The 17,972-nt window shown below is 58.8% G+C and carries 10 protein-coding genes; 7 read left to right on the top strand and 3 right to left on the bottom strand.

The window, feature by feature from the left end:
• Window positions 1-169 precede the first annotated feature (169 nt).
• Window positions 170-577: a hypothetical protein gene (locus tag RF644_RS18195; protein WP_368797589.1), complete on the top strand. Its 408-nt coding sequence runs from the start codon at window positions 170-172 to the stop codon at window positions 575-577.
• Between the two features lie 282 nt (window positions 578-859).
• Here the strand turns inward: RF644_RS18195 and RF644_RS18190 are convergent, their stop codons facing one another.
• The gene (locus tag RF644_RS18190; RefSeq protein ID WP_368797588.1) at window positions 860-1,189 is read right to left on the bottom strand and encodes an Lsr2 family protein; all 330 of its coding nucleotides are present in this window, start codon (window positions 1,187-1,189) and stop codon (window positions 860-862) included.
• 549 nt (window positions 1,190-1,738) lie between these two features.
• Here RF644_RS18190 and RF644_RS18185 point away from each other — a divergent pair.
• Both RF644_RS18185 and RF644_RS18180 read left to right on the top strand, forming a co-directional pair.
• Window positions 1,739-6,613 carry a DEAD/DEAH box helicase gene (locus tag RF644_RS18185; RefSeq protein WP_368797587.1) on the top strand — a complete coding sequence of 1,625 codons (4,875 nt, stop codon included), beginning with the start codon at window positions 1,739-1,741 and terminating at the stop codon, window positions 6,611-6,613.
• A 5-nt stretch (window positions 6,614-6,618) separates the two neighbouring features.
• Window positions 6,619-8,316: a DUF262 domain-containing protein gene (locus RF644_RS18180; protein ID WP_368797586.1), complete on the top strand. Its 1,698-nt coding sequence runs from the start codon at window positions 6,619-6,621 to the stop codon at window positions 8,314-8,316.
• A gap of 538 nt (window positions 8,317-8,854) precedes the next feature.
• Here the strand turns inward: RF644_RS18180 and RF644_RS18175 are convergent.
• Window positions 8,855-9,472 carry a recombinase family protein gene (locus RF644_RS18175; protein ID WP_368797591.1) on the bottom strand — a complete coding sequence of 206 codons (618 nt, stop codon included), beginning with the start codon at window positions 9,470-9,472 and terminating at the stop codon, window positions 8,855-8,857.
• A 480-nt stretch (window positions 9,473-9,952) separates the two neighbouring features.
• A complete protein-coding gene (locus tag RF644_RS18170) occupies window positions 9,953-12,859 on the bottom strand; it encodes a CHAT domain-containing protein (RefSeq protein ID WP_368797585.1) in 2,907 nt (968 codons plus the stop codon).
• 924 nt (window positions 12,860-13,783) lie between these two features.
• Here RF644_RS18170 and RF644_RS18165 point away from each other — a divergent pair.
• The 4 genes from RF644_RS18165 to RF644_RS18150 all read left to right on the top strand — a co-directional run bounded on the left by RF644_RS18165 (window position 13,784) and on the right by RF644_RS18150 (window position 17,705).
• Window positions 13,784-14,506: an HNH endonuclease family protein gene (locus tag RF644_RS18165; RefSeq protein ID WP_368797584.1), complete on the top strand. Its 723-nt coding sequence runs from the start codon at window positions 13,784-13,786 to the stop codon at window positions 14,504-14,506.
• 323 nt (window positions 14,507-14,829) lie between these two features.
• Complete coding sequence (locus tag RF644_RS18160; protein WP_368797583.1) at window positions 14,830-15,417, top strand: hypothetical protein; 588 nt, start codon at window positions 14,830-14,832, stop codon at window positions 15,415-15,417.
• 206 nt (window positions 15,418-15,623) lie between these two features.
• Complete coding sequence (locus RF644_RS18155) at window positions 15,624-16,043, top strand: hypothetical protein (protein WP_368797582.1); 420 nt, start codon at window positions 15,624-15,626, stop codon at window positions 16,041-16,043.
• A gap of 315 nt (window positions 16,044-16,358) precedes the next feature.
• Complete coding sequence (locus tag RF644_RS18150; RefSeq protein ID WP_368797581.1) at window positions 16,359-17,705, top strand: GTP pyrophosphokinase family protein; 1,347 nt, start codon at window positions 16,359-16,361, stop codon at window positions 17,703-17,705.
• Window positions 17,706-17,972: the final 267 nt, after the last annotated feature.

The raw sequence follows: 17,972 nt of genomic DNA, 5'->3' as shown, positions 1-17,972 counted from the left end.
TGCTGGACCCGCCCATCCCCAAGCGCGCGGTGATCCGCGACGCCATCGAGACCGGCGATGCCCTGGACCGCATCAAGGGCGGCCAGTCCATGGCCGAGCTCTACACCCGCCACCTGGCCAAGATCACCAGCCGCTGAGCCTGGCCGGCACGAAAGGAACGACCCCGACCATGAGCACCGCAGGACGCCGCCGGAAATCTACCTTCCTCACCGGCCAAGACGCCGTCGCCCCCTCCATCACCGACACCACCGCCCCCGCCCCCGCCCCGGCGCCGGAGGCAGCGTTCCCCGCCGCCCCACAGGAAGCGGTGCCGGCGCCTGTGGCCGAGCAGCAGAAGGGCGAGAAGAAGGGCAACGCCACGGACACCCGCCGTCGCCTCCAGGTCCAGATGGACATCGACGACCTCGCCGAACTGCGCTCGGCCTACAACCACGTCGCCCAGCGCGGGCAGACCCTCAGCGACTTCGTCGCCAGCATCATCACCGACCGGATCCACCAGTACCGCGACGAGGTCAACGATGGGCGGCCCTTCGGTGGTGCCGGCACCGTGACCCGGGGTCGGCCTCCCAAGTACTAGCCGAGTAGCCTTACACCCCATTTACCCCATTCAATGAACGGAGTAAATGGGGTGTTTTGATGGGAGGGTGCCAAGCAGTCCAGCGGGCGGCTCTGTATCGGATCAGGACTATCAGCCCGCCACCGGCTGCTCACCGTGCGGAGGAACCGCGGTGACGGCCCACGTGCTCGAGCCCTGCCCGAGACACTCCCACGCCATGTCGCGGCGGTGACCGGCTAGCACTGGGCCCGCCGTCACGGAGCCCTCGGAAGGCCGAGTGCTGTCCAGTGGGGGAGTGGGGGACTACTGGGCGGCGTAGTAGGCGTCCTTGACGGACTGGTGGATGCGGCCGCGGTCGGAGACCTCGTAACCGTTGTCCTTCGCCCAGGCCCGGATCTTCGCCGTCTCCGGGTTACCACCAGAAGAGGAGCGGGGCCCGGTGGTCCGGGAGGACCTGCCCTGGGCTCGCCGCCCAGCGGCGGCGTAGGGGCGCAGGGCCTCCCGCAGCTTCTCCGCATTCGCGGTGGACAGGTCGATCTCGTACTGCCGGCCGTCCAAGCCGAACTGGACGGTCTCCTCAGCAGGACCACCCTCGAGGTCGTCTTCCAAAATGATCTGCACGCTCTGGGCCATCACAGCACCTTTCCCTTGATGTCGTCGTTGCCTTCGTCGAAATGCGCCCACGGTCCGGAACGTCGGCACCGACCTACTTCCCTGCATGCTTTTTAGGAATATCGGGGTGGAGCCATTTGTGGTGAGCGCTTTCGGACACTGGCTTACCCTAGCGGAAAATGCCGGTCATTCCTGGGGTGCCTTCTGGGGTAACGGGCACGACCGCATAGATGTCACCGGAATAAGTCCCACCACTGGTTTAACTAAGCTTGACATGCAGGGGTCCGACAGTAGTTGGAGGAAGCTCATGCGCTTGCGCAGTGGCAGGTAGGGCCAGTTGGTGCCGGCGGTCCGGGGAGTTAGTATCGCGGTTCTGGTGACCTGCTACCGGCCTGGGCTGGAGTGCTTTTCGGGCCGACACCAGGACGGTGGGTGTGCGGGGACTACTCCCTTGTTTCGCGACGCCAGCTCCTCACGCCTGCCGATGAGGCTGAGCCTTCGTCGGACCTTATGATCGGAGCTGCGGCCTTGAGCCGGCTTTCTGCTGTTCTTCTGTCTTTAGGGGTCTTTGTGACAACGACGTTCGATGTACTGCTCGATTCGTACCGTGAGCTTGCGGATTCGGAACGGATGAAGGGCAACTACTTCGAGCAACTCGTCGGCCGGTACTTGGAAAAGGACGGCGTCCAGGCGCCTCAGTACAGGAGCGTGTGGCTGTGGCGCGACTGGCCGGACCGCGCCGAGAAAAAGGATAACGGTATCGATCTGGTGGCAGAGCGCCAGGATGGCGGGTTTACTGCCATTCAGTGCAAGTTCTACGCTGAGGGCCATCGGATTCAGAAGTCGGACATCGACTCTTTCATCTCCGCCTCCGGCAAGCCCCCCTTCACACACCGCCTCATCGTCGACACGACGGGCAGGGAATGGTCTCCGAATGCTGAGGAGATGCTGAAGGACCAGCACATCCCGGTGCAGCGCATCGGCCTGACCGACTTCCGGAACTCCAACATCGACTGGGCGACGTACGAGCTCACCGACCCGGCCACGGCGCCGCGGCTGCACGAGAAGAAGCAGCTCCGTACGCACCAGCACGAGGCTGTAAACGCCGCGATGAATGGCTTTGAGGCCAATCACCGCGGCAAGCTCATCATGGCCTGCGGTACCGGCAAGACGTTCACCGCGTTGAAGATCGCCGAGCGTTTCGCTGAGCAGGAAGGCCACGCCCGGATCCTGTTCCTCGTTCCTTCCCTGGCGTTGATGTCGCAGTCGCTGAAGGAATGGTCGGATGAGACGACGCAGGTCATGCACGCCTACGCCGTGTGCTCGGACACGAAGGTGGGCCGGCAGAAAAACTCCGACTTCACCGACGTTGCCCTGCACGACCTGCAGATCCCTGCGACCACGGACGGCACCACGTTGCTCGAGGCGATGGGCTCCCGTGAGCTGGACGAGGGAATGACGGTGGTGTTCTCCACCTACCAGTCCATCGACGCGGTATCCCAGGCGCAGAAGGCAGGCCTGCCGGACTTCGACCTCATCATTTGCGACGAGGCACACCGCACGACCGGGGCGACCCTGGCCGGCACGGCGGAATCGCACTTCGTGAAGGTCCACCGCAATGACGTCGTGGCCGGCGCGAAGCGCCTGTACATGACGGCAACACCGCGCCTCTTCAACGACGACACGAAAAACAAGGCGATGGAGCGCGACGCGATCCTGTGTTCCATGGACGACGAGTCCATGTACGGGCCGGTGTTCTACCGCATCGGCTTTGGCGAAGCGGTCACGAAGAAGCTCCTGACCGACTACAAAGTCCTCGTCCTGGGTGTGGAGCAGAGCCAGGTCGTGACGAGCTTCCAAGACCAGCTGGCAGACTCCAACATGGAGTTGCAGATCGACGACGTCGCGAAACTTATCGGCTGCTGGAACGGACTCGCCAAACGCCGCTCCGGACTGCGCGAGGCATCCTTCGGCAACGACACCGCGCCCATGCGCCGCGCAGTGGCGTTCAACCGGGACATCAAGTCCTCAAAGCTTGTTGAGTCCGAGTTCGAGGACCTCGTCCGCGTGCACCTGACTAACCTCGACAACGACGATGTCACCGATGACCTCAGCGTCGAAGTGAAGCACGTCGATGGCGGCTTTAACGCCATCACCCGCGCGGAGCGCCTGGACTGGCTCAAGGAAGACGTCGACACGGAGCACCCGAAGTGCCGGATCCTCACCAACGCCCGCTGCCTCACCGAAGGCGTCGACGTCCCATCCCTGGACGCCGTCCTATTCCTCAATCCTCGGAACTCCATGGTCGACGTTATCCAGGCCGTGGGCCGGGTCATGCGGATCGCCGAAGGCAAGCAGTTCGGCTACATCGTCCTGCCGATCGCCATTCCCGATGGCATGTCCACCTCCGAAGCCCTGCGTGATAACGATCGATACAAGGTCGTCTGGCAGGTATTGCAGGCTTTGCGCGCCCACGATGAGCGGATGGACGCTGCCATCAACCAGATCGAACTGAACGCCAAGGCCCCCGAATCAATCCTCGTGGACACCGTTGACCTCGCACCGAAAAAGAAAGCCAAAACCAACGTCGGAGCGAACTCCGGAAGTGGAGACTCCTCCGGCGGCGCAGGCGGCGACGATGACGGAGGGAACCAATCCGTTTATGAGCAGTCCGAGCTGCTGTTTCCGGTTGATGAGTGGAAGGACGCCGTCTACGCAAAAATCGTCGACAAGTGCGGCAACCGCATGTACTGGGAAGACTGGTCCAAGGACATCGCAGACATCGCCAACAAGCACATCGCCCTCATCAACAACCTCCTCGCTGGAGCAAACCAGGAACACCGCCAGGCCTTCGATGACTTCATCAAAGGCCTGCAGGAGAACCTAAACCCGGACATTGACCAGACACAGGCCGTCGAGATGCTCGCCCAACACTTGGTCACCAAGCCCGTCTTCGATGCCATGTTCAAGAACTCCAACTTCACCGAACACAACCCGGTGTCTCTGGCCATGCAGAACATCCTGAACCAGCTCGATGAGAACTCCGCGTTTGAGAAGGAACGTGCTGGGCTGGAGAAGTTCTACGACTCCGTCCGCGCCAGGGTGAAGTCCATCGATAACGCCGCGGCCAAGCAAAAAATCATCCTAGAGCTGTACGACAACTTCTTCCGCAATGCCTTCCCGCGGGTTGCTGATCGACTCGGCATCGTTTTCACGCCCGTCCCCGTTGTCGACTACATCCTGCGCTCAGCGGATGCCGCCCTGCGACTAGAGTTCGGCAAGTCCCTCTCCGACGAGGGAGTTTCCATCCTTGAACCTTTTGTAGGCACCGGAACCTTCGTAACTAGATTGCTTCAGACCGGGTTGATCAAACCCGAGGACCTACATCGCAAGTACACGCGGGAACTCTTCGCCAATGAAATCGTGCTTCTCAGCTACTACATAGCAGCCATCAACATCGAAACAGTCTTTGCAGAGGAGTCGACCCGACATGGGCTCGACCATGGCTATGTTCCGTTTGACGGCATTGCCCTCACGGACACGTTCCAGCTGAACGAGTCCGACGGCGCCTTCGAATCGGGGGGCTTCTTCCCCGAGAACTCGGAGCGCGTGAGGCGGCAGAAAAACCAGGACCTCCGCGTCATCGTCATGAATCCGCCCTACTCCGGTGGCCAGACCAGCGCGAACGATAACAACCAGAACCAGAAATACCCGGCACTGGACGCCTCCATCGCTGCCACCTACGCGAACCGATCCACCGCCACCAACAAGAACAACCTTTACGACTCCTACATCCGCGGCATCCGCTGGGCATCCAACCGAATCAAGGGCGACGGCGTCATCGCCTTCGTCTCCAACGGCAGTTTCATCGACGGCAACACAGCGGACGGCATCCGCAAGACCTTCGCCAACGAGTTCAGCCGGATGTTTATATACAACCTGCGCGGCAACCAGCGCACCTCAGGCGAGGTCTCCCGCAGGGAGGGCGGAAAGATTTTCGGCAGTGGCGCAAGAACGCCTATCGCCATCGCGATCCTCGTCAAGAGCTCCACCCACACAGGCCCGGCCGACCTGCAGTACAAGGACATCGGCGACTACCTCACACGGGAGCAAAAACTCGACATCCTCGACAGCGAGCAGTCCCTCGAGGGCACCGACTGGGAGACGCTCACGCCGAACAACCACGGCGATTGGATCAACCACCGCGACGAAAGCTACGACGAATTCCAGCCGATCGGCGAAAAAGCAACCAAGGGCGGGCCGACGACGGCGGGCATGTTCGAAAACTACTCCCGTGGGCTGTCAACCAGCCGGGATGCGTGGTGCTACAACTTCTCTCGCGACGCAGTCGAGACGAATATGCATCGCATGATCGCGAACTACGAAAGCGAGCGGTCAGCAGGAGCAACTGAACCAGACAACGACCCCACCAAGATCAGCTGGAACCGGGGACTCCTTGCTGATCTTCGGAAAGGACGCAAACACGAATTCGATCAAGATGCCGTGGTTCCCTCGATGTATCGCCCCTTCATTCGGCAAACCGCCTACTTCAGCCGGGGCTTGAATGACATGATTTATCAATTACCGAAGTTTTTCCCTAGCTCTAATCACCCGAATCGGGTCATCTACCTTCCAGCCCCTGGGTCTCTGGCTCGTGCCTTCTCCGCTCAGGTGACTGATCTTCTACCTGACCTCGGCGTATGTGCCGTAAGCGCTGCTCAGATCTTCGGTCTCTACACCTACGAACCCGTCCCTGAAGGCGAACTCGCCGTCGCAAGCCCGGGTGAGGTCGTCGTCAATGGCTACCGCCGCCGGGACAACATCACCGATGCCACGCTCAATACGTACCGCGGCTTCTATGAGGACGTCGGCATTAGCAAGGAGGACATTTTTCACTACGTCGTCGGTCTCCTTCACAGTCCTGAGTACAAGGACCGCTACGGGGCAGACCTGAAGAAGATGCTTCCCCGCATCCCGAAGGTGAAGGATTTCTGGGGTTTCAGTATGGCGGGCCGCAAGTTGGCTGATTTGCAGCTGAACTACGAGACGGTGGAACCGTACCCGCTCGAAGAAGTGCTGTCGTCGTCGGCTCCCGTCGATGCTGCCCCGGAAGCGCTGTACGAATTTTACCGAGTGACCAAGATGTCTTTCAGATCTCGCAAAGACCGCTCGCGCATCCACTACAACGGGCACATCACACTGGTCGGAATCCCCGAGGAAGCATTCGACTATCAGGTGAACGGGAAGTCGGCGCTGGAGTGGATTCTAGACCGCTACCAGATCACCATCCACAAGGACTCTCGGATTACCAACGACCCCAATGACTACAGCCGCGAGGTCGGCGACCCGCGTTACATCATCAACCTCGTTAAGCGCATCGTCACCGTGTCGATGGAAATCAATAACATCGTCGCAAACTTGCCCGCCCTAGAGATCGCTGAGTAAAAGTCATGGTTGAAAAAACTGTCAAAAGTAAGATCCATGCTGCGGAACAACCTCTAAACCAAATTTTCAGCCCACACTTCGAATTCTCCATCCCTGATTACCAGCGACCTTACGCATGGGGCGGCGAGCAGACCAGTCAACTGTTGTCCGACATTCTGGAAGCTCAGCAGCGGAACCCGGACGAGCCATATTTCCTGGGATCACTTGTTCTGGTCAAGGAGGAGGGCAGCCCAAAGGCAGACGTCATCGATGGACAGCAGCGCCTAACAACGCTGTCGATACTGTTGGCCGTCCTGAGAGAGCTCAGCGAGAACCCTCAAGTCCGGTCGGAGATGCACGAGTACATCGTGGAACCGGGAAGGATCACGTCTGGCATCGCCAGTAATCCACGTCTTCATCTTCGCGCCCGTGATCGCGAGTTCTTCACTCGGTACGTACAGGATCAAGGGAAGCTCCAAGAGCTCTTCGGCTTAGCCGACGTTCAACTCAAGACCGACGCCCAGTTGGCGATTCGTGACAACGCGAAATTCCTCCATGACCAATTGAGGAAGCTGAGCGAGGAACAGCGCATGGCGCTCATCATGATGCTCACACTGCGGACATTTCTGGTGATGGTGTCGACGGAGGATTTAGACAGCGCACACCGAATCTTCAGCGTCATGAACGCTCGAGGCCTTGATCTGTCAGCCGCGGACATCTTTAAGGCTGAACTCATAGGGCGGGTCCCCGATCACGCACGTGGCGCCTACGCAGAAAAATGGGAGGCGGCGGAGGTCGAACTCGGTCGAGACGGCTTCGCCGATCTGTTCCAACACGTCAGGATGATCGTCACTAAAGTTCGCCTTCGGCAAGAGATCCTCAAAGAATTTCGAGAGCAAGTACTGGACCCTTACCTGAAAAAGAGTACGGCTGCATCGTTCATTGATGACGTCCTTTTGCCGTATGCCGACGCATACGGCACGGTGATCGACAAAAGCTATCAGTCCTCGGGATCGGCTGATCGAATCAACAAATGGCTGGTTCGGCTCAGTCAGTTGGACAATCAGGACTGGGTTCCACCGGTCCTCTGGGCCCTCAAGAACCACGGAAACGATGAGCAGTGGTTGGACACGTTTCTACAAAAACTGGAGCGGGTGGCGGCGAGTATGCTCATTCGGCGTGAGTACCAAACGCCCCGTGCCCAGCGCTATGCGAACCTTTTGAAGGACTTGGATGCAGGGCTTGGGTTGAATGCTCCGAGCTTGGATCTAGAGCCCTTCGAGTGTCGTGAAACATTGACTAGTCTGTCTGGACCAATTTACGAGGCGAGGAGGGTGGTTAAATACGTTCTCCTTCGTCTGGATGAGACATTAACAGGAAATTCGGGCGTGATATACGAACACCCGATTATCACAGTTGAACATGTGCTGCCGCAAAAACCGCAGGAGGATTCCGAGTGGAGACGTACATTCAGTGACGAGGAACGTCTGGAATGGACGCATCGATTGGCAAATTTGGTGTTGCTGAATCGACGGAAAAATGCCGAGGCGTCCAACCGGGAGTTCGACTACAAAAAATCTAGATACTTTTCTGGGCCGAACGGTTCCGCGCCATTCACCTTAACGATCCAGGTCAATGGAACATCTAAGTGGACCCCGGAGATTCTGGAGGAACGTCAGGAGAACTTAATCGATAGGCTAGCGAGCCTTTGGACCCTCGTGTAACAGTCTTTGGACTCCTGGGCCGCACTTGCGCTGCACATTGGACAGCATCGGCGCCTTGCTACGCGGCACCGTAACGGCAGTTCAACGCACTGAACCATGGCCTTCGCTCTTGCAACTCCCAGCGGTAAGCGTGGGACCCATGGTGGGCATTGCCAGCTGATTAGCGTGACAGTCAGACTGAATCGGTCGAGTACACCTCGGGCATTGGATGACCAACGCCCTTACTCCACTGATGCCGCTGCGCGTTGTAATCTGCATCTGCCTTGAACCAATCCCCCCCTCTGGAGTGGCCGCCGCACTCACACCGCCAGTGCCAATAGGTTCCGGACCTGACGGTGTAGGGGTTGGCGTCGTTATTGGGTCGACCATTGTCGCTCTCACTGTCGGAGCTCGTAATCGCGTCCGCGAGCCCGCGAAGAAATTTCCTGACCATCAGAGGATGCTTCTCTCTAGCTCGCGCGTCGACATCTGGCGTCGGTACTGGTCGAGTGCACTCATACGCTTCATCATTGCCGACCTGATTAGCTCCCCGCGATTCTCATCGGCGCTGCTCCAGCACCTTCTGCCCAGCCTCGCGGAGCTGGCCAGTGGGTGAGACGTGACGGTAGAGCGTCTGCCGGGTGATGCCCAGTTCGTTGCACAACGCGCTGATGTTCGTGTCCTTCGTCCCCATCGAGGCCATCGCCAGGCGCACCTTGGCCGGGGTCATCTTGTGGGGGCGGCCGCCGTTGCGGCCCCGGGCCCGGGCGGAAGCCAGGCCGGCCTTGGTGCGTTCGGAGATCAGCTCGCGTTCGAACTCGGCCAGAGCGGCAAAGATCCCGAACACTAGCTTGCCCGAGGCGGTGGTGGTGTCGATGGCCGCGCCCTGGCCGGTAAGGACTTTCAGCCCCACACCCCGCTCGGTTAGGTCGTGGACGACATTGACCAGGTGACGCAGGTCCCTGCCGAGCCGGTCCAGCTTCCACACCAGCAAGGTGTCCCCGGAGCGGAGCGCCTTTAGGCAGGCCGCCAACTGAGGACGGTCATCGGTCTTGCCGGAGGCCTTGTCCTCATACAGACCACCGGCCTCCACCCCGGCGGCGACCAGGGCATCGCGCTGCAGGTCCGTAGCCTGAGATCCATCGGCCTTAGACACCCGCATATACCCGACCAGCATCATGCACCTCCATTGTCACTAATTCGATCGTTTACGTGACAGAAGGTCAGCGGCATGCAGGGAGCAGTCAACCTGTCACATAACTCGTCATCTATTCTATGTCACACAGACGACGACCAGCGCGATAAATGTGACAAGGACTCTTGGGTTGCAGGAATGGTCGCATGCGCTTCGAAATCGATGGACGGCCTTCCGTGTCTTGCGTCCTCTTGCGGGCACGACTGAGCGTGAGCGGTCAGATAGCTGTGTAAAAAAGCCAGCCACTTATCTCTGCGGTTCACACAGATGCTCCGCCTGTTGCATCGGAAACACCCGTTCCAAGACCAGCCTCAATTAACCCTGCAAGGCCAACCATTACGACCGGGGACCTCGGTATAAGTGAAGTGCCTGCTTAGTGAGCGTGACGCTCGCGGAAGAGGGCTGTTGAGGCCGGATCGTTAATCTAAAATCGAGCGAGTCGTTGACCTTTTTTCAAGAGATTCAGCGGAGGCGACCAACAAAATTCAAGCCTGCCCAATGATGTGCTGGCACTGCCGTCTCGGGGCTACGCTTCCATTCGTGAATCCAGTGACGTTGTAGGTCAAGAATTTCGTGAAACCCAACCTGTTTTGAGACGAGCATCTCGGTAAGGTTCTTGTCCACTCGTGCCGCATGTCGACTGTCGAGAATCGGCCAGGCGTGTGCCAATACAAGATCAGAGCCAGAGGCTAGGAATGCGCCAGCGATGCTTGCCCATTCCAAGCCTGTCCCGAATCCTGTGCTTTCGCACCCGCCAAGATAAACGTCACGTGGGGCGACAAATTGATTTCCAATCAAACTTCTCGAATCAACGAACGTCGGATTTCCCTCGGGGGTGGAGGCCGATAGAACCAGCGCTGAGAGACCAGGCTTTGACTTTGAGCCAGCCCGTATATGCCCTACGTACGAAAGCCCGTAGTCGCCGTATTCGCCTAGTTCTCGAAACCGTCGAAAAACATTGGCATGACTTGCGACATGCTCGATGTTCGGGGCAAGGCTCCAACCAGTTAACCCTTGTGGGTCGTAGGTAGCTACTCCAGCACTCTTTAGATCGTCCGTCGGGTTGGAGATGGTTACGACGCCGTGGAGTGGTGTCTCCCGTCGCACGCGGCTCGCAATTTGAGTTGCAAGGTTACTGGGAGGCGTAAAAGCAACGACGGCACTTTCTCCAAGCCAATTTCCATCTCCGATTTCCAATATGGGGAACGGAAGCGTCGCAAGTTCTGCAGGGACGGAAACTAGAAGTCGATTTCCTTCGGTGCCGTGGTCCAACCAGTGGCGTACAGGATCTGGGATGACCGTGTCCGCGATATCCTTGTAAATGTGCAGAGGATTGGCGTATTGGCTGATGGCTTCAGCGGTACGCTTCGCGATATAGCCTGGCAACGCGTCCAAGCATTCCGATACGAGCTCTGGCTGAGCAATAAGTGGGCCAGCTGCCGCGATTGCGGTGGCAACAATCTCGACTGCCCATAGTGGCGCGTCAGGGCCGGCGATCTGGAGGTGCTCCCGCATGACGAGTGGAAGTGCAAGGCTGTGGGAGCGCCACGCCGCCATAAATGAGGCATCAACACGCCGTGATCCAGTCTCAATTCGGTCTTCGGTCAGCCATGCCCACACAACATGTCGATCCACAATACGCATGCTTAACCAAGTGGCTTCGTGACCCCCAAGCTTTCTTCGAATGAAGTCGGCCTCTCCACCAGGCTTTCTCCTCGGCCGCACGCCTGAGAGAGCGCTTCGTCCCTTAACCGACATGAAGTCCGGAGTCCGCAAGGCGTCGGCTGGTGCGCTTTCCCAGGTGGGTCCGTCCTGGCCACTGGCCGTGACGAGCTCGCCGAATGGAAGCGCCGAGAGCGCCTCGAAGCCGCCGGACCATTCTGACAGGTCGCGACGTCCGGCCTCGAGTACTTCAAACGTGGTCTCTCGCTCTTCGAGGGTCAAACTGATCTGCAGCGCATGGTTCAGGGACTGTATCGCCCGATCGTGAAGACTGCTGCGGTCGTACTCCGATTCCTGCTTGGCAAGAATGATCTGGTGATCTGCAATCTCGCCTAGAAGAATTTTTAGATGTTTACGCGCATCATAGGACTGAACAAGTTGTACCGAGCGTACGAGGTCTTGGAGGGTATCAGGGTTATTCCCTATCAGTCGAAGGACACTGTGATGCTCATCTGACAGGGGAGGGAGGTCGTTTCCTGCATGTATCGCGACGATCATCCGCTCCAGAATGTCGGCGATTGCTGGCGCCCACCAGATTCCATACCCGCGCAGGCGATCTGTCTGCTTGGTGAGATCGGGCGTAGAAGATGTGGAATCCCCACGTGCAATTGCCTCGAGGACGTCATCGAGGATTGTCTGGATATGTGCCATTGCACTACCAGCTGGAGTGCGACGTATCAGGGGTGACAGATCTGTTCGCATATTTGCGCTAACTTCAGGATTCAGTGCCCGATGAAACTCGGCGAAGGCATCGTGGGCTGATTCCCACCAGAGGGGTCTCGCGCCGGCCTCATGTTCAAACTTGCTGATTAGTCCAGTAAGGAACTCCTCGATTCCATCGAATCGCCCAAGGGATATCAGTGCCCTTGTTGCCTGTATTTTGGCAGCAATGGCGTCCATCATAAGGCCAGACTTAAGATAGGCCTGGGTTGAGCTGTTTGCCGCCCGAAGTGCAGAGCCGAACTGCTGCCGAGAGTGGTAGTAAGCCGCAAGGTTGAGATCGATGCGGCCAATATTTGGATGGTCGCCAGCATCAACCGCTGCTGAACGTGCTGAGATGCTTGCTGACAGATAGTCTTTATCTTGCTGCAACATTGAAAGCAGTGCAGCACGATTCACTTGAATGGCTCGGAGTCGTGACGCAAGAAGCGCAGGGGTCGGTGCAGCCGAGTTCGAGTGAAGCTCCGCAGCCTCCAGTTGATCCAGCGCTTCGGAGGCCCTTCCCTGATAGGCGAGGGCAATAGATAGATTGCACTCGACGCCTCCCATTTTCCAGGGGTCCTCGAGAGCCTTGTAAAGGGTGCGCGCCCGGATACACATATCGATCGCGGCTTGGGGATCTGTCATCGCGCACATCACTCCGCGAACTACGAGTAACGCCGCTTGCAGACGTATCGCCAGCTCAGACGTCGTGTCGAGTGTTTCTGCTACATCCTCTGCGCGTTTGGCCGCTTGCGCAGCCTCGGTGGATTCTCCAAGAGTGAAGAGCAACTGGGCGATCGACAAGTCGACCAGTGCTGCCTCAGTCGCCGATAATTGCGGACGCATGCGCGTCAGCTCGGCAATTGCTTGCCGGGGTGGCCCCTTGTAGACGATCTGTTCGACGGCGGCGCTCAGGGCGCGAAAGTCGTTATTCTGATCTAACATTTACGCTAGGAGGCGTAAAACCCGAGCGATCTCCTCCGTCGGGGTGTCTGAATCCAAATTGAGTTCGATTCGGCCGTGCGCCCCCTTGGCCTTCACTACGATGCGTCCAGTCACTTCCGGTTTGGGTCCGCGTGCCATTCGCAGCAATTCCACGAGATGGTTTATGGTGCCGGGAGCCTGTATGAGCGTAATGACTGTCGCTGCCATCTGCGAGATGGTGACAAGCAAGTCAGCGTCCAGGGCATCGCCGGCCCGTACCCTGGGGACGGGCCGAGCGTGTCCGGTTGCGATGAGTTCGTCTGCAATAGGCGTTGGAAGCGTGGCGAGGATCAGATCGGATTCTTGGAAGGACTCTGCTTCGGTGGCCATGGTGGCCATGGTACTGGTGACAACCAATTCTGGAAGTGTTCTGTCGTGGTGTGGGCGATATACCAGTGTCCGGGTCGGTGGATCGGTAGTTGAAGACCGCAAGTGCTGCCAAGTTCATGGCTGCTTCGCTATTAAGTAATATCTAATTCCGCCTCAGCATCCATCCGCTTTACATATGGCCCGAATAGCGGCCATCAAGCCAGCTCTGATGACATCTGCTGATGCAGCAGTCCCCAGCCGACCTGGGGTACCTGCGCGAGGGGCCGGATGGTCGTCTGCTTCCCCTGACCTGACCGGCGCCACGTTCCTGTCTGCTGCAGCGGTTGCTCGAGGGTTGTCCTGCGCAGGGGGTACAGCCGGCGCCTGCATGCCTGTGTCGTGGCGGATCCGCAGGTGTCGGCGGCGACCAGAAGCCGCCTGCTCTGGGCAAGCAGCGCCCTTCTCACCTGCGCAGACGCCGAGTCAGCGTCACATCGGTACTATTTGCATTCGTGATGCCAACATGAGGGGGCGCCGATACAGGCGCCCTGATCCCTTTGATGTTGGAGGCTCCTCGTGCCCTTCGGTCTGCTCTCGCGTCCCCGCCCCACCTCGTCCTCGCCCATTGGGGGTACTACTCGTGCGGGGTGGCGTGCCGCGGCCGCCTCGACCGTGGTGACGGGTCTGCTCTTCACCGGTGGGGTGGCGCCGGCGCAGGCGGCGACCACCTACAGTGCCCCGTTGCGCACCGCGGTGAAGTCCCTGCCGGTGGCGGCGGAGAACAACGCCGGCTACAACCGGGACAAGCAGTTCGGCGACTGGAAAGACACCAACAAGGACTGCCAGAACACCCGGGCCGAGGTGCTGCAGAACGAGTCCAAGGTGAAGACGAGTTTCACCACCACCAAGCGGTGCACCGTCAAGGGCGGCAAGTGGGTCACCACCTGGGACGGGCGCGCCCACACCTCGGCCACCACGGTGCAGATCGACCACACTGTGCCGGTGCACGAGGCCTGGGGCTCCGGGGCGCGGGGCTGGAGCCAGACCAAGCGGGTGGCGTTCTACAACGACCTCGGGGACCACCGCACGCTCAGCGCCCAGAGCTCCAAGCTGAACTCCACCAAGCAGGCCCGCGGCCCGGAAGAGTGGATGCCGCCGAAGCACCGCTGCGCCTACGTAGGGGAGTGGGCCGCGGTGAAGATCCGCTGGGGCCTGAAGGTCGACAGCAAGGAAAAGGCAGCACTGACCCGGATCGCCGCGGCCTGCCCCAACGCGACCATCAAGGTCACCAGGGCCTGACCGGGCCCCCGGGTGCAATCGGGCCGGACACCGCAACGGTGTCCGGCCCGCTCAGCGCTGCGCCGACGAGGAACCCCTCATCATGGAGATGACCTTTCACAGTGAAAGCGATAGTCCCTCATCCACATTCGACGAAGCGACAAGTGTGTCAGTCGGAGACCAATGGCGGGCCAGTAAACACCCATTGCTTTACATATGGCCGGTTAGCGGCGAACTACGTTGCAGTAGGGATCGATTATAGGATCCACCCTAGACGGGGCGGTGCTTTGCATTCGACATACTGATAGCAGCCATCAACCCCCACTGAACGGACGGCACAAAGCATGACCGAGACCCTCTTTAACCTGCTACCAAACAGCGTTTGGGTAGTCGTGGCAGCGGTGCTAGTACTGTTGTTCATTGCCCTGGAGCGACTCGCGGTCTTCTACTCCTCCTACTCGACGAACCGGGCCGAAGACAGGATGCTGAAGACAATCGAGCTGGCAGCGAGTTCCGTTGAAAAACTGGACTCCTCCAGCGAGGCCTCCAAACGGCTGAACCGGTTTCTTGAAAACGAACTGCTCGATGAGCTCGAGGCACGACGCGAGAAGACAAATATGCGCCGCGCAAAAATCAAACGTGTGATGGATGGCCCCTACGGCAAACCCATAAAGATTGCCCTACTTAGCTTTCTCGTAGTATTGCCCATTGTTTCGGTTGCCTCCTACGAAATATATGTGTCCTCGAGCCTAGATTTTCAAGAATTCTTGATGATCGTGAGTACAGCCGTATTTCTGAGCGCTATGTTCAGCTACTTTATTTTCGTAATAGCCATGATAATTCTATACATCAATACTAAGGTGAACCAGAAAAATACCAAGAAAGCACTTGTTAGAGACGGGGTTGATGGAGTGGGCAGCTACCACATCTAGAAGCCATACACCCTACTCCCCCACTACCTGCAGGAACTGGAGGCTAGTCGGAGTAGAAGCCATCCCCTAAAGGTCCTAGCTCCTCAACGTGCAGTAGGCCGCGTGGGCGGCTACCGGAAGTGCCAGACGCGCCATGGCGATGCTCAACAGTTTGAAAGACGAGGTTGGCTACTTGAGTGTCAGGCTAGGTGGATAGGCTAGTCGTCATGGGGAACCAAGCCACAGAGGCGACCGAGACGCAGAAGCCCAAGTGGATTAACTTCTGGCCAGCTAAGTGGGCACTACAAGAAGAGTTCTGGAAGAACATCACCATCAACCTCGTGACCGCCTACCTAATCGCCGCGGTCGTCTTGGTGCTGACGAACGTGGCCCGAGGTCTTGTAGCGGAGGACATGGCGGCAGTCGCAGAAAGCGTGCGACCCATATGGCGAACAGTTTTCGCGCTGATAGCACTGTACGTCCTCGTGTTGCTAAAGAGGGCGTGGTTGCGGAGTCACCCGGACTTATGGCGATACATGCGAGTCCCATACTTCATCGGTTTGTTCGGCGTGACCTTGGTAATGATTTCGTTCGCTGGAGCGATATTGCTACTTCAGATCGTTGAGCTTATGCGCGCGGTGGGGTAGGTGCAGTAGAGCCAAATACTCAATAAGCCATATGCCCTACTCCCCTACTACTTAGGCTGCCGCACCGATAGGTGTCATATAACCGGGCTTGCCCCTGGGGCGGCCCGCAGGAATACGGCAGGCGCCCACACTTATGACCGGCAGGGGCTCTGCAAACGCCTTTTTCATAAGGTGGTTAGCGGCGGACCGTGCTGTGGTAGAGGTTGCTCGGGCGTGCCATCGGGCGTGCCATTGGGCGTGCCACCGGCGGCGGATCGGAACGCGCTGCGCTGAATCATAGACTCTTGGTGTAGCGGGCAATCCGAGGAGGCAAGCGTGGGGGTCATCGAAGACTTCGTAGGCGAGTACGAGCGGCAGTTTGACTTCTGGGATGCCTCGGCACGCACGGCTCGTGGCCTGCTGGAAGCCGAACTAGCTAGTTCGGGTCTCCGCGCCATAGTTACAAGTCGGGCCAAGTCTGTTGATCGGCTACGTGAAAAGTTGCACCGACGAAACCTTGACGCTCAGTATCCCTCGGTTGCCGCGATTCGAGATGACATCGCTGACCTTGCCGGAGTGCGGGTAGCGCTCTACTTTCCCGGACAGATGGATGAAGCGGAGCAGATTATCCGAGCAACACTGGACGTGCGGCACAAGAAGGGCTTTCCATCTGCTAAGCCGGTCGATCTGAAGGCCACCGCGCCGCGGCCTGTCACCGGCGACAGTACCGTGCAGTCATCGGTGCCCGTTGTCGAGCGTCCGCAGCGGTTCTCGGGTTACGGTGCGCGGCATTTCCGCGTCCACATTCCCGTATCGCGATTGAGCGCCGAACAAGAGCGGTACGCGTCCGCCCTCGTTGAGATCCAGGTAGCGTCCGTTCTCATGCACGCGTGGTCTGAGGTCGAGCATGACCTGGTGTACAAGCCGCTGGAGGGCGAGCTGTCTCCATCCGAATACGCGCTTCTCGACCAGCTCAACGGACTCGTTCTCGCCGGGGAGATTGCGCTTGAGCAACTTCAGATGGCAGGGGATCAGAGAGTAGCTGCTGCCAAAACGCCATTTCGGGATCATTATGAGCTGGCTGAGTTTCTTCGTACACACCTCGCGACGCTGGGGATCGACCTTACTGACGCGACTTTGGGTCGGGTCGATGTTCTCTTTAACTTCCTCGCTGACGAGAGCTCAGCAACCGCGTCCGCAATCGAGCCTTACTTGGATCTGTTGGAGCAGGACTTCGAACACCGACCGGTTGCCGAGCAACTGGCGGATCTCATGCTCTCCGGCAACAAGTCCCGGTACGACGCGTACTCACGGGCGATGTCGGCGTCTCGCCACCCCTCGGCTCTTCGACGCTCCTCTGTTGCAGGCCCGAAAGGCAACTCGCTAGAGACACTCGCTCTCGGCGAGTTCGTCGCCTCATGGGTGCTGCTTGAAACCGTGCTGAAGGACCTCTATCGAACTGACGGAGCAAGACTGCCACCGTTGACGGTCCTGTTCCGGCGGCTCGGTGATGAGGAACTGATCTCGCAAGAGCAGTATGCGGAGCTAGACATGATGCGTGAACTGCGCAATCGGGTCTTCCATGGAAGGGCCGGAGGTGTGCCGCCGGAGCATTTGAGGGAAGCGGCAGCATGGTTGCGGAATCTAGCAGAAACCATAAGACGTACTGCAGGCGAGAGCTGAAACAGTTCGGAGTGCGAACAGCGTATGGCAAGAGTCGGTAGTAGTCGTTCTCCAGTTCATTGAGGGTTGAGCCTGCGCAGTAGAGGCCGTCGACGCAGTCAGTGATAACCGTGAGGTGGTCGTACTGCTGATCGAGCAGCGCCGCAAGTTCAGGGAAGTCGGCATGCTTTTGCATGTCGGGTAGTTGTCCTGCGCAGCGGAACGCGGCACCGTTGTTCGTGTGGTGACCACCCGTGCAGGAGGCCGTCCACAGTCGGCGGTTACGGA

The sequence above is a fragment of the Kocuria sp. CPCC 205258 genome (assembly GCF_040981005.1).
GTDB classification, from domain to species: Bacteria; Actinomycetota; Actinomycetes; order Actinomycetales; family Micrococcaceae; genus Kocuria; species Kocuria rosea.
The sequence above is the reverse complement of the archived record's forward strand: the minus strand, read 5'-3'. Positions and strand labels throughout refer to the sequence as shown.